The sequence below is a fragment of the Nonomuraea sp. NPDC048882 genome (genome assembly GCF_040649755.1).
Lineage (GTDB): Bacteria > Actinomycetota > Actinomycetes > Streptosporangiales > Streptosporangiaceae > Nonomuraea > Nonomuraea maheshkhaliensis.
The window spans coordinates 164001-177415 of record NZ_JBEZGB010000019.1; the positions used below are offsets into that span (position 1 = coordinate 164001).

The 13415-nt window shown below is 73.5% G+C and carries 11 protein-coding genes; 6 read left to right on the forward strand and 5 right to left on the reverse strand.

The features are described 5' to 3' along the window. Window positions 1-43 precede the first annotated feature (43 nt). The gene (locus tag AB0C27_RS45990; protein ID WP_357859041.1) at window positions 44-943 is read right to left on the reverse strand and encodes a LysR family transcriptional regulator; all 900 of its coding nucleotides are present in this window, start codon (window positions 941-943) and stop codon (window positions 44-46) included. A 73-nt stretch (window positions 944-1016) separates the two neighbouring features. Here AB0C27_RS45990 and AB0C27_RS45995 point away from each other — a divergent pair, with 73 nt between their 5' ends. Then, entirely contained in the window at window positions 1017-1403 is a 387-nt protein-coding gene (locus AB0C27_RS45995) for a RidA family protein (RefSeq protein WP_357859044.1), read from the forward strand. Window positions 1404-1408: 5 nt separating this feature from the next. Here AB0C27_RS45995 and AB0C27_RS46000 read toward each other — a convergent pair whose 3' ends face one another. Continuing rightward, window positions 1409-2254 (reverse strand): phosphatase PAP2 family protein, encoded by an 846-nt coding sequence (locus tag AB0C27_RS46000; protein WP_357859047.1) that lies wholly within the window; start codon window positions 2252-2254, stop codon window positions 1409-1411. 184 nt (window positions 2255-2438) lie between these two features. Between AB0C27_RS46000 and AB0C27_RS46005 the strand changes: the two genes are divergently transcribed. Further along, window positions 2439-3932 carry a wax ester/triacylglycerol synthase domain-containing protein gene (locus tag AB0C27_RS46005; protein ID WP_357859050.1) on the forward strand — a complete coding sequence of 498 codons (1494 nt, stop codon included), beginning with the start codon at window positions 2439-2441 and terminating at the stop codon, window positions 3930-3932. Here AB0C27_RS46005 and AB0C27_RS46010 read toward each other — a convergent pair. Further along, on the reverse strand, window positions 3901-5901 hold the full coding sequence (locus tag AB0C27_RS46010; protein ID WP_357859052.1) for an MMPL family transporter: 2001 nt from the start codon (window positions 5899-5901) through the stop codon (window positions 3901-3903). The genes AB0C27_RS46005 and AB0C27_RS46010 overlap by 32 nt on opposite strands. Before the next feature lie 173 nt (window positions 5902-6074). Continuing rightward, window positions 6075-7064: an endonuclease/exonuclease/phosphatase family protein gene (locus AB0C27_RS46015; RefSeq protein WP_357859055.1), complete on the reverse strand. Its 990-nt coding sequence runs from the start codon at window positions 7062-7064 to the stop codon at window positions 6075-6077. A 297-nt stretch (window positions 7065-7361) separates the two neighbouring features. On the opposite strand from AB0C27_RS46015, the gene AB0C27_RS46020 reads away from it, so the two are divergent. Both AB0C27_RS46020 and AB0C27_RS46025 read left to right on the forward strand, forming a co-directional pair. Further along, on the forward strand, window positions 7362-8996 hold the full coding sequence (locus tag AB0C27_RS46020) for an alpha-L-arabinofuranosidase C-terminal domain-containing protein (RefSeq protein WP_357859058.1): 1635 nt from the start codon (window positions 7362-7364) through the stop codon (window positions 8994-8996). Window positions 8997-9102: 106 nt separating this feature from the next. After that, window positions 9103-11895 (forward strand): WD40 repeat domain-containing protein, encoded by a 2793-nt coding sequence (locus tag AB0C27_RS46025; RefSeq protein WP_357859061.1) that lies wholly within the window; start codon window positions 9103-9105, stop codon window positions 11893-11895. Window positions 11896-11900: 5 nt separating this feature from the next. Here AB0C27_RS46025 and AB0C27_RS46030 read toward each other — a convergent pair whose 3' ends face one another. Then, entirely contained in the window at window positions 11901-12104 is a 204-nt protein-coding gene (locus AB0C27_RS46030) for a hypothetical protein (RefSeq protein ID WP_357859064.1), read from the reverse strand. A gap of 7 nt (window positions 12105-12111) precedes the next feature. On the opposite strand from AB0C27_RS46030, the gene AB0C27_RS46035 reads away from it, so the two are divergent. After that, complete coding sequence (locus tag AB0C27_RS46035; protein WP_357859067.1) at window positions 12112-12729, forward strand: hypothetical protein; 618 nt, start codon at window positions 12112-12114, stop codon at window positions 12727-12729. 171 nt (window positions 12730-12900) lie between these two features. After that, window positions 12901-13415: hypothetical protein (locus tag AB0C27_RS46040; RefSeq protein ID WP_357859070.1), on the forward strand; the 515-nt coding region annotated here is incomplete at its 3' end.

Here is a 13415-nt window from a genome sequence, read left to right on the forward strand (position 1 = left end):
GCCACCATCCTGCTCCGTGGTCGAGCGGAACTGAGCGGGACGATCAGCGGGGAAGTTCGCGGCGGGCGGCCTCCAGGAAGCGGGCGACCAGGGGGTTGGGGTCGTCGCGGCGCCAGGCGACCGCGACGGTGGTGCGGGTGTCGTTCGGGCTGATCCGGCGGTACGCGACGCCGTTCAGGCGGATCCGGCGGATGCTCGCCGGGGCGAGCGAGACGCCCAGGCCGGCCTCGACGAGCGCGCAGACCGTCTGCCACTCGACGGCCTGCTGGCCGAGGCGGGGCTCGAAACCCGCGCTGTGGCACAGGCCGAGGATCCGGTCGTGGAACATCGGCCCGGCACCGCGCGGCAGCAGCACGAACGGCTCGTCGGCGAGGGCCTCGACCGGGACGACGCGCCGGGCCGCGAGGGGATGGGCGGCCGGCAGGACCGCGATGAACTCCTCGGCCAGGATCGCCTCGGCGGCCAGGCCCGGCTCGTCCGGCGGCTCGCGCAGCAGCCCGACGTCGATCGCGTGCTCGTGCAGCGCGGTCACCTGCGGCGCCGTGGTCATCTCGCGGATCTCCATCCGCACCAGGGGATACCGATCACGGTAGGCGCGCAACAATCGCGGCAGGACGGTCAGCGCGAGCGAGGCGGCGAAGCCGATCCGGATGAGACCGGCCTCGCCGCTGCCCGCCCGCCTGGCCGTGTCCAGCCCGGCGGCGACCTCGTCGAGCGCGCGCCGGGCGGCGGGCAGGAGCTGCCGGCCCGCCGCCGTGAGGGCGACCGCGCCGGGTCCACGGGTGAACAGCGGGTGCCCGACCTTCGCCTCCAGCCGGCGGATCTGCTGGCTGAGCGGCGGTTGCGCGATGCCCAGCCGCTCGGCAGCGCGCCCGAAGTGGAGCTCCTCGGAGAGGACCGCGAAAGCGTGCAACTGCTGGAGATTGAGTTCAGGGCGGTCCATAGCTTCAGAGATATCAGATGATTCGGGGAAGCGTCTTGGACATATCACTGCTGGTTGTCTACCTTGTGGCTTCATGACAGAACGACGCGCGATCTTGAGTGGGTCCACCTTCGAAGAGGAGATCGGCTACGCCCGGGCGGTGATCGACGGTGACTGGGCGCACGTGTCCGGGACGACCGGCTTCGACTACGCGACCATGACGATCTCCGACGACGTGGTCGAGCAGGCCGAGCAGGCGTTGCGCAACGTCGAGACGGCGCTGGCCGAGGCGGGCTGCTCGTTCGCCGACGTGGTCCGGGTCAGATACCTGCTGCCCGACCGTGAGGACTTCCCGCCGTGCTGGCCGGTCCTGCGCCGCCGTTTCGGCGACGTCCGCCCGGCCGCGACGATGCTCGTGTGCGGCCTGGCCGACGCCCGGATGAAGTTCGAGATCGAGGTGTACGCACGACGGCCCGCGTGAGGCGGCTACCGGTGCGCGTCGTGCAGGACGCGTGACCGTGCCGCCTGGGCCGGCCGCCGGGCCGCGTACCGTTCGATGACGAAGTGGACCGTCAGCGCCACCGCCAGCCCGGCGGCCACGTCGGAGAGGTAGTGGTACCAGTCGTACACGACGGCCGCCGTCAGACCGGCGGTCAGCGCTCCCAGCGCGAGGCGGGCGCGGGCGGAGATGTGCCGCCGCAGGCACAGCAGCGTGATCCACGCGCCCGCCACGTGCGGCGAGGGGAAGCACGCGCCCGGCGGGTCGAACGTGGCCATGATCTGGTTCTGCAGCGACGTGATCAGGTAGCCGGACGGCCGGTACGCCGCGGCGAGCTCGGGCGTGGCCAGCACCGGGCCGGCCAGCGGGACCGCGATGAACCCGAGATAGCAGATCAGCAACGTCGTCATCGCGGCGAACAGGTAACGCTCGGCCAGGAGCTCCCGGCCGCGGACGTAGAGGACGATCGGGAGCAGGAAGCAGCCGTAGTAGGAGAAGTAGCAGAGCGTCAGCAGCTCGGTCAGCGGCGGGCTGCCGGCGGAGACCGCGGCCACGTTCGGCGAGCCCCCGAACAGCGCCCGCTCCCAGGCGAGCACCACGTCGTCGACGAAGCGGCCGTGCAGCACGAGGACCGTCTCGGCGGCGGCGGAGTAGACGAACGGGAGCACCAGCAGCGGAGCGGCGAACCGGAGGATGGCGACCGGCCTGTTGCCTGGCCGCCGGCGGGCGCTGGTGGCCAGGGCGAGCAGGAGCAGCGCGGCGAGTGCGTATCCGGCGAGTAGCAGCGGCCAGTCGGCCAGGCGGTTCCGGCCCACGGCCACAATTGCCGCCATAATTCCGAAATAGCCCAGCATTAGCTTTTCAACCGGTCGAAATTCGACCATAACCCGCGACCCCCGCGCTGTCCCGCCGTCGTTTCGCGCCAATGCGCGCCATTCAGTGAGGCTCAATATAGTCGCGGCTCGCCCTTTCCGAATTGCTTCTTCCGGGTGAGTGGCGGCGATAACGTGGTCAAGCGTGAAAGGCGAATCGGCCGCCGGTGCGGTGCCCCTGACGTTCGGCGACCATTACGCGATCCGCCTCGGCGCGGGGGCGGTGCACGACTCCCGCATGCACTGCGGCCTCGCCGTCCGCCGTCCGGGGCCGCCGCCCGACCCGGAGTCGCTGCGCGAACTCGTCGCCGAACGGGTGCGCGTGGCGGCCCCCGCACTGACGTACCGGGTGGCTGGGCGGGGTCGGCACGCGTGCTGGGAGCCGGACCCCGGGTTCGACGCCGCGCACCACGTCGAGTTCCATCGGCTGCCGCGCGTGACGTACCAGGCGGTCGTGGACGCCATGCGGTTGCGGCCGCTGTCCTGGGAGCGGCCGCTGTGGAGTCTGATGGTGCTGTACGGCGAGCCGGGGGAGGGGCACGTCGTCTGCTACCGGGCGCACCACGCGTTCCAGGACGGCATGGGCGTCGTGGCCGCCGCCCGCGCCCTGCTCAGCACCGGCACCCTGCCCCCACCCACGGAAGCGGGCGATGATGGCGGAGGGCCGGTGTACCGGGGGTCGCCGGGGCCGGTCCGGAGTGCTCTCGGCGACCTGCGCCGGCTGGCGGCGGCCTCGCCCCCTTGGTTCGCCATGCACCTGGATCCCGGCGAGAGCGCCGGCGGCGGTCTCCGGCTGGAGGTGGCGAATCTGGACAGGGCGGCGTTCGACGACGTCTCCCGCGCCACCGGCGCCAGCATCGCGCAGATCGGCCTCGCCCTCGTCACCGGCGCGATCCGCGCCTGGAACCAGCCGGCCTGGAACCAGCCGGCCTGGAACCAGCCGGCCTGGGACGCCGGGCCGACCCTGGACGGAGCCGGGAAGCCGGCGGCCGGGCCGAGAGGCGAGTCTTCAGCCGAGCAGACGGCTGGACCACCGGTTGGGCAGACGGCCGGAATGCCCGCTGGGCCGACGGCGGGTCCGGCAGCCGAGTTGGCCGTGAGACTGAGGGCGGGGTCGCCAGGGGACTGGCCTGCGGGATTGCGGAGGGGGCTGCCGGTGGGGTTGCCGGTGGGGCTGCTCGGGCATCGGGCGCACACCGGGCTCGGCAACCACACCGGGCTGCTCCCCATCACCTTGCCCTGCGACGAGCCGTCCCCCGCGACCAGGCTCGAACGGATCGCCGAGCAGACCACGATCAGGCGGATCGCTCACGCCCGCCGCTCCGCCCGCGGCCTGTACGGCCTGCCCGCCGCCGTGGCCGTGCCGATGTTGCGGCTGCTGTCGCCGCTGCTCGGCCAGAGCTCCCCCCGCCGGCTCGGCGCCACCGCCCTGCCCGTGCCCAGGGAGCTGGCCGGTCAGGGCGAGGTGTTCGCGGTCCCGGGCCTGCCGCCGGCCCTCGCCGGCATGGTCGTGATCATGCCCGCCGGTGCGAACGTGGCGATCTCGGCGGTGTTCGACCCCAGGGTCGCCCGTACGGACGAGTTTCCCGGCCTGCTGCGGCGGGAGCTCACGGAGTCGCTCGCGCCGGCCACCAGATGACCCGCCCCATGTGGTGGGCGAGCGCGGGCACCAGGAACGAGCGCACGACCACGGTGTCGATGACGACCCCGATCGCCACCAGCAGCCCGAGCTGGACGATCGGCACCAGCGGCAGCACGGTCAGGACGAAGAACGCCGCCGCCAGCACCACGCCCGCCGCGGTGATCACCCCGCCGGTCGCCCGCAGCGCGTGCAGGGTGGCCTCGCGGGTGTCGAGGCGGGTGGACTCCTCGCGTACGCGGGCCATCAGGAAGATGTTGTAGTCGATGCCGAAGGCGATGAGGAAGACGAACGCGTACAGCGCGAACGAGGCGTCCATGACGGGATAGCCGAGGAACTGGGTGAACAGCGCCGAGCAGAGCCCCAGCGTGGCGGCGAACGACAGCACGACCGTGCCCATCAGCAGCAGCGGCGCCACCACCGAGCGCAGCAGGACGACCAGGATCAGCCCCACGACCAGCAGGATCAGCGGCACGACGAGGTAGGCGTCGTCGACGGCGGCGTTCTTGACGTCGAGCAGTTCGCTGGTGAACCCGCCGATCAGCGCCGCGCCGCCGGCGACGCCGTGGACGGACGCACGCAACTGCTCCACCAGGCGCTGAGCCTCCGGCGTGTTCGGTTCGGCGGCGAGCACCACGTCGATGCTCCGCCACCGCGCGGGCGGCCCAGGACGCACGGAGACGACCCCCTCCGACCACCGCGCGGCCTCGGTCACGGCGGCGCTCCTGTCCTGCCTGGCCAGGACCACCACGGGCGCGCTGGCGGGATAGTGTCGCTTCAGCGCGTCGTAGCCGGCCACGGAGTCGGTACGCATGGTGAACAGCGCCGACGGCGGGATGCCCGAGGCGTCCAGCGTGGTCAGCCCCAGGCACAGCAGCGTCAGCAGCAGCGCCGAGCCCGCCCAGGACAGCCGGGGCCGCTGGCCGACGAAACCGGCGACGCCCCGCCACAATCCGTCGCGGGCGGCCTCGCCGGGGCGCGGGACGCTGGGCCAGAACGCCCGCCGCCCGCCCAGCAGCATCAGCGCGGGCAGCAGCGTCACCATCACCACCATCGTGATCAGGATGCCGACGGCCGCGGCGGCGCCGATCGAGCGCAGCGCGTTGGTGTCGGCCACCACCAGGCAGCCCACGCCGCCCGCCACCGTGAGGGCCGAGGCGACGACCGTGCGGACGCCTCCCGACAGCGCGTCCTTCAGCGCGGCCCGCTCGTCGGCCGTCACCCGCAGCCGCTCCCGGTAGCGGGCCACGAGCAGCAGCGCGTAGTCGGTGGCCACCCCGAACACCAGCACGGTGAACACCTCGGGCGTGGCCGCGCGCAGCGTCATCACCCCGGCCCGCGCGAGCGCGTAGACGGCCGCCGCGGAGCAGACGTAGGCCACCACCACGGCCAGCATCGGGATCACCCACAGCACCGGGCTGCGGTAGACGGCCAGCAGGACCAGCAGCACGACGCCCACGCTCAGGGCCAGCAGGGTGCCGTCGACGTGACCGAAGGAGTCGACGTAGTCGGCGGCGGCCCCGACGGCGCCGCTCACGTACGTGACGAGCCCTGGCGGGCCGCCCTCCGCGGCGATCCTGCGCAGCTCCTCGGCGACCGGGCTGACCAGCACGCCCGGTTTGCCGGAGACCAGCACCGTCGTCTGCAGGGCGCGGCCGTCGGCGCTGGGGACGGGGTCGGAGGCGGTGCCGAGCACGTTGGGGACGGCGGTGAAGCGGCGCAGGTCTCGCCTGGCCGCCTTGAGGTCGCCGGGCAGGAGCGGCCCGTCACGCTCGTAGATCACGAGCGCGGGCACCACCCTGCCGTCCTGTTTCGCCAGCAGGTCGAGCACGCGGGCCGACTCGGCGCCCCTGGCCAGCATGGAGGTGCCGCTGGTGACGCGTACGTCGTCCAGCGGCCCACTGGCGAGGACGGCCACCACGGCGACGGCCACCCAGCCGAGCACCACCCCGGCCGCAATTCTCCGCACAACCGCCATACGAAACAAAAACGACAATTCCCGTCCACCTCCGGCCTCGATGCTGAAAAGTGCCGGCCGGCACGTGGACCCATGATTCCCCGTCGCAGCTAAACGCCCGCACGCGGAGACTCATTTTTACGTCATGCCCGAAGCGAAATAAGCGCCAGATATCCGATAAATGGTCAGCTCTTCACTCGAAGGTCGGCGAAGAGCGCACGATGATCGGACCCCGGCACGTCGAACACCCGCACGCCCACCGCCGCCGACCGCGCGTCCGTCAGCACGTGGTCGATGGTCACCAGCGGCGGCAGCGAGCGTCCGTGCGGCCAGGTCGGAACGAGCCCCTGCCCGGTGGCGGCCGCCGCGTCGGTGTAGCCGGTGTCCAGCAGCCGGCGGAGCACCGCGTGATCGAGGGTCGCGTTGAAGTCGCCCGCCAGGACGCGCGGCGGCCCCGACGACGGCGCGGGCGGCAGCGTGGCGACCCCGGCCTCCCATTCCGGCACCGTACGGGGCACCGGCGCGACCGGATGCACGACCACGATCTCCACCGGCGAGCCGCCGGGCAGCGCCGCCTCGACCACCGGCATGTGGTGCCCGACCGGCCGGAACAGGCCGGTCCGCTCGGTCAGGGGGTAGCGGGAGTACACGCCGCTGCCCTCGGGGCCGCGGAAGTCGGCCTGGCCGACCTGGTATGGCAGCAGCCGCTCCAGCCCGGCGGCCGACAGCCGGTCGCGCACCGCGAACGTGAGCTCCTGGATGCTCAGCACGTCGACGTCCAGCCTGCGTACGAGATCGACGATCACCGCCGCGTCGCCGCGCCCGCCGTTGAGGTTGGCCGTCAGCACCCGCAGCACGCGCCCTCCTGCAGCCGGCTCGCCCGGGATCGCCCGCGGCACCACGAACCAGGCCAGGCACCCGCACACCACCAGCAGGATCGCGATCGCGGCCCGGCTCCTGACGGCGACCGCGACCACCAGCGCGACCAGCGCCGCCACCCCGAAGTAGGGGGTGAAGGAGACCAGCGGCACCAGCAGCGGGCCCGCCTCCCACCCGCCGGCCCGCACGGCCGTCCCCGCCGCGAACAGCACGCTCACCCCGATGACCGCCCGGCCCCGCCACACCCGGCGGGGCCGTGCCGCCCCCGCCGTCTCCACGTCGTCTCGCACCAGCACAGCCGCCCACGCTAGGCGGCCATTCTTAACGCCGGATGAGGAGCGTTCTCCACGCCGGATGAGGACTGTTCCGCATGACTTTTCCGGTGAGCCTGTTCGCGTGAGCCTGGTCGGCGGGCGCCGGGGGTGGGCATGACGGTTCCCGTGGACGGGCGGGAAGAGGGACGGCGGCCGGGCCAGGCCGCCGCGATCCCGCCGATCCACGGGGTGGCCCGATCCGGGGCCGCCACGAAGCGGAGACCGCCGGCGGCGGCTTGGGAACGACGCCGGCCACGACGAGAACGGAGTCTTCCTGATATGCCAGTCCACGGTCCCGAGGCCATCGTCACCGTCGACACCCACCGGCCGTCGGGCCGCATCGACGACGACGTCTACGGGCACTTCCTGGAGTCGGCCTTCTTCGGCAACATCGAGGGCGGGGTGTTCGACGAGGGCTCGCCCCTGTCGGTCACCGGGTCCGGTCTGCTGCGCGGTGTGCGTACGGACGTGCTGGCGCTCTGCCGCGAGCTGGGTCCAGGTCCGATCCGCTGGCCGGGTGGCAACTTCACCTCGGCCTACCACTGGGAGGACGGCGTCGGCCCCAGGGACGAGCGGCCCAGCCGGCTGGAGCTGGCGTGGGGCGGGCAGGAGTCCAACCGGTTCGGCACGGACGAGTTCCTGGCCTGGTGCGAGGCGGTGGGGGCGGAGCCGTACCTGGTGCACTCGGCGCGGGACGTGGACGAGGCGGTGCGCTGGATCGAGTACACCAACTCCGCCCGCGACACCACGCTCACCGCGCGCCGGGCCCGCAACGGCCGGGCCGAGCCGTGGAAGGTGCGCTTCTGGGGCGTCGGCAACGAGGTCTACGGGCCGTGGCAGATGGGCCACCGCACGGCCGGGCAGTACGCCGCCGCCGCGCGTGAGCACGCGCTGTTCATGCGGCTGGTCGACCCGGGCGTCAAGCTGGTCGGGGTCGGCATCCCGTGGCGGCAGGAGGAGTGGACGCGCCCGCTGCTCAAGCGGGCCGGCTCCCTGCTCGACTACCTGTCCCTGCACTTGTACGGGGCCAGCACTCACCTGTGGACCGGTGACGACTACGACGCGGTGGTGGCCCAGTCGCTCTACTTCGAGCGTGAGATCCACGCCTACTCCCAGCTCGTCACCGCCCTCGCCCATGACGCCGGACTGGACCGGCCGCCCGCGCTCGCGCTGGACGAGTGGACGATGCGCCACCTCGAACCCGCCTGCTGGCCGGAACCGCGGCCCGGCGCCGACGGCGGCATCGCCCCGCGCGAAACCACCGCGTGGGACGGAGGCCCTGGGGTCGGCGACCCCGTGGCCGTGCGGGTGAACCGGTGGAGCCCCAGGACGGTCGCCGACGCACTCTTCTGCGCCGGCGTCTTCCACGCCATCCACCGCACCGCCGGCCTGCCCGCCCCCGTCGCCATGGCCAACCCCGTCAACCTGGTGAACGCGAACGGCCTCGTGGTAGCCCGGCCCGGCGGCGCGGTGCGTTCGGCGATCTACCACATCTGGCACCTCTACCGGCACCACACCGGTCGCACCGTGCTGCCCAGCCAGGTCGAGGGCCCGTCGCGGACCGCCTCGGTCGTCCTCGGGGACAACCGGGGGCCGGACGGCAGCCTGCTCACCGCACCCATGACCGTCCCTTACCTGGACGTCTCGGCCACCCGCGCCGACGACGGCTCACTGCGCGTCGCCGTGGTCAACCGGCACCGCGACACTGCCGTCCGGCTGCGGCTCGTCCTCGACGACGGCGCCCCGCCCGCCGCCGCCCGGATCCACACCCTCGGCGCCGACGTGCCCGGCCTCGGCGCGGTCAACACACTGAGCGCGCCGGACACGGTCGCCGTACGCGACCTCGGGAGGGTCGAGGCCGACGACGGCACGTGGTCGATCCCGCCGCACTCGGTGACCGTACTGTCCCTGTGAGCACGGTCGGCCGGAACGGAACCAAGGCGTTCACGGTCAGGGGCGGGCAGGCCGCCGTTTCACTAGCGTGACGAGTGGCCAGTCCGCAGCCCCGTGGAGGACCGCGATGCCCGCCGACTCCCCGGACCCACCACCCACCAACCGGCCCGCGGACGACCCACCGGACCCGGCGCTCGCCGGCCGGGGGTCGGGCGGCCTTCCGGACGTGGAGCCTGCCGGTCGGGCGTCGGGCGGCTCTCCGGGCCCGGTGCCCGTCGGCCGGGTGTCACGTGGGTTCTTGGATGCGGTGGCCGCTCGGCGGGGGTGGCGTCTGGCCAAGCCGGTCCCCGTTCTGGCCGCGCTGGTGGCGGTGTTGCTGGTCGTCGTGGGTGGCCTGGTGGTCGTGAACGTCGCCACCCTGGACGAGCGTGATCGTGCCCGCGTCGAGCGTGACCAGGCACTCAGCCGGCAGCTCAGCGCCCAGAGTCAGGCCATGGCCGTCGAGTCACCGCAGCTCGCCAGGCTGCTCGCCGTCGCCGCCGCCCGCATCGTGCCCGCGTCCGTCAAGGCCAGGGCGGCCGTCCGTGCGGCCACGGCCACGCCGCAGTTGGCCGTGCTGGGCGGGTTTCCCGGGGAGATGCACGCGGTCGCGTTCGGCCCCGACGGCGCCACCCTGGCCGCCGCCGGCCGAGGCACGCCGCTGCGCGTGTGGCAGACGGACGGCCTGACCCCCGTCCCGTGGCCGCAGGGGGAGTCGGGGGAGGCAGAGACGGAGCAGGGCGAACCACGGCAGGGAGAGCCGGGGCAGGCGGAAACCGGGAACGGGCAGCCCGACGGTGGGACTGCGGACGGTGGGATGGCGAACAGGGGGATGGAGGACGGGATGGCGGTGGCGTACAGTCGCGACGGCCGTCACCTCGCCGTCGCGTCGGCGACCGGGCAGGTCCGCGTCTGGGACACCCGTACCCGCGAGAGCTGGAGCGGCGGCGAGAGCGCACCGTGGAGCCGGCGCTGGACCGCGTTCAGTCCCGACGGGAAGCTGCTGGCCACGACGAGCGGCTCCACCGGCGCCTCCCGCCTGTGGGATGTCGGCTCGGGCAGGCCGGTGGCGGCCCTGCACTCCCTCGACGGCGCCCCGGGACCGGTCGCGTTCAGCCCGGACGGCTCGCTCCTCGCGGCCGCGTACCCGGGCGGGCTCATCAGGACGTTCGACGTGACCTCGGGCAGGCTGACGGGAGACCCGCTGCGGCCCGCCCGGGGGAGCGTCGTGCCGGAGCCGCGTGAGGAGGCGGGCGCGCTCGCGTTCGGGCCGGGCGGCAGGATCCTGGCCGGCACCACGGGCAGCGAGCACATCCAGCTCTGGAACGTCGCCACCAGGCGCGCCATGGGACGGCCGCTCACCGGCCACACCGGCCTGATCACCTCGGCGGCCTTCAACCCCGACGGGAGCGTCCTCGCCACGGCCGGCCAGAACGCGACGATCAGGCTCTGGGACGTACGCGCCCGCCGCCCGCTCGGTGAGCCGCTGACCGGGCACACGCACGCCGTCAACGCCGTCGCCTTCAGCCCCGGCGGTGACCTGCTGGCCAGCGCGGGCGCCGACGCCACCGTGCGTCTGTGGCGGGTCCCGCGTGGCGTCCGGCACCGGCTCACCCTGCCGGGCACGAGCGGTGCGGGCGGCGAGGTCCCGGCCGACCGGCCGATGCCCGACCGCTGGTACGAGCGTCAGGACACCACCCAGGCCGTCCTGAGCGCCGACGCGGCCAGGCTCGTGGTCCAGCCGTACGACGGAACGACGCCCGGGTACGGGGCCGTGTGGTCGTGGGACGTGAAGAGTGCCCGCCGGCTCGGTGAACGGCTGCGCATCCGTCCCGACGACCTCGTGGACGGCATGGCCCTCAGCCCGGACGGCCGCGTCCTGGCCGCCTCCGGTGCCGACGACGCCGCCCGCGGCCTGAACACCACCATCCTCGACGGCCCTGCCTCGATCCGCGGCCGCCCTCTCGCGTACAGCCCGGACGGCCGCCTGCTGGCCACCGAAGTCCCGTCCGAGGACCCCGGAGCAGGGGGCCAGGTGCCGAGTGGTGGGGCGTCGGGCCAGGGGTCGGATGGTGGGGCGCCAGAGCAGGGGGCGGTCGGTGAGACGGCGGGGCGGGAGGCGGGCGGTGCGGTCTGGATCTGGGCGATGCCTGGCGGGCAGGCGAGAGTCGGTCCCGCCGGATACGCGGGGAGGGTGACGGCGGCGGCCTTCGATCCGCGTGGCGCGTTGCTGGCCGTGGGGACCTCGGACGGCTCCGTGCTGCTGTGGGACGTGGCGGCCGCTCGCTCGCGCGGCACGCTGCGCGCCCACGCCCTGCCCGTGACCTCCCTCGCCTTCGCCCCGGACGGACGCCTGCTCCTGTCGGGCGGCGAGGACCAGCGGGCCCGCCTCTGGGACGTGGCCACCGCCCGCCCCCAGGGTGCCCCGCTCACCGCCCAGCCCCAAAGTTCCCCGCCCACCGCTCACCCTCAGGGTGCCCCGCCCGCCGCCCGCCCCCACGGAGCCCCGCTCATCGGACACACCGGCTCGGTCCGCGCCGTGGCCTTCGCCCCCGACGGCACGTTCCTCGCCACAGGCGGCCAGGACCGCACCATACGCCTGTGGGACACCGCCACCGGCCGCCCCCTGGGACCGCCACTGGCCGGGCATGGCGGGGAGGTGCGGGCGCTGGCGTTCACCGGTGACGGCAAAGAACTCGTGGCGGCGGTGGCCGACCTCGTGCAGGTCACCGGGGACGCGTACACCGTCTGGAAATGGGACACCACCGCGCTCACCGGCGACGTGACGGCCACGGCCTGTGCCCAGGCGGCGCGCTCGCTGACCCGCGAGGAGTGGGCGGCCTACGTGCCCGGTCTGCCGTACCGCGACGTCTGCCCATGAGAACATCAGGCGGCCAGGTAGTCGCCGTGCTCCAGGTCGTCGAGCAGCGACGGGTGCACGGGTGACCAGCCGAGCGCCTCCCGGGTGAGAGAGCTGGAGACGGGCCCGTCGAAGCCGTAGACGACAGCCATGAACGGGCTGACGAAGTGCGTGGCGGCCTCGGACGGGGTCAGTGAGACCGCCGGCACGCCCAGGCCCCGGGCGATCACCTCCGCGATGCTCCTGAAGGTGATGCCGCTTTCCGCCACCCCGTGCAGCACGGCTGCCCGCGGGCGCCCGCTCCAGCGTCAGCCGGAACAGGACCGCCGCGTCGAGCCGATGCACCGCGGGCCACCGGTTCGCGCCGTCGCCCACGTACGCCGAGACACCGGTCTCGCGTGCGGTGGCGATGAGCATCGGGATGAAGCCGTGGTCCGAAGGACCATGTACGGTCGGAGCCAGGCGCACCACACCCGCGCGCACACCCCGGGCGGCGAAGTCCAGGCACGCCCGCTCACCGGCGATGCGGAAGGCGGCGATCCCGGCCGCGTCGGGCTCGTCCTCCTCGGCGCTCAGCCGGCCGGCGGGCATGACCAGCGTGCCCGACGTGACGACGAGTGGCCTGCCCGAGCCTTCCAGCGGTCGGCCGAGCGTCTCGATCGCGGTCCTGTCGCGCCGCATCATGTCGTCGAGATCGGAGAAGTCGCCGCCGTACGCCATGTGGAGAACGCCGTCGGCGGCCTCGGCGCCGTCGCGCAGACTGCCGAGGTCGTCCAGCGAGCCGGGGTGCGGTGTGGCACCCAGGGCTTTCAGCCGCGCCGACTGTACGTAGCGTCAGTTACTGGCGTCAAGTAGTGCCAGTGACTGACGTCACGGAGCGGAGCAGAAGCGCGCCGCCGCCTTCAGCAGGCGGCTCTGGAGCTGTATCGGGAACGCGGGTTCGACCGGACCACCACGGCCGAGATCGCCGCCAGGGCCGGTGTCAACGAACGCACGTTCTTCCGGCACTTCCCCGACAAGCGCGAGGTGCTCTTCGACGGCGAGTCCGACCTGCGCGCGGCTCTGACCCAGGCGGTGGCAGCGGCGCCCGGTGGTCTCCAGCCGCTCGACCTGCTGCTGCACGCGTTCAGGAAGGTCGAGCACATCCTTGAGGGCAACCGGCCCTTCGCGGAGCCGCGGCTGCGGGTCATCGCGGAGACGCCGGCGCTGCGCGAGCGTGACCTGGCCAAGGCCGCGGCGATGGCCGAGGCCGTGGCAGAGGCGCTGCGGCGGCGCGGTGTCGCCGACCGGCCGGCCGTCCTGGCCGCTCAGACCGGGTGGGCCGCCTTCCACCACGCGATCCAGTCCTGGATCGACGACTCCGCGCAGAGCCTGGACGCGCACCTCCTGCAGACCTTCGACGACCTGCGCGCCACCCTCTCGCCGACCGTCCCGGTCGGCGACGCCGGACGTATTATGCCCCCCGGGGCGTGTCGGCGCCGCCCCGCCGTCATACGGCGGCGCGCAGAAGAGCCCCAAAAAGAACCCAACGTCCATTACCC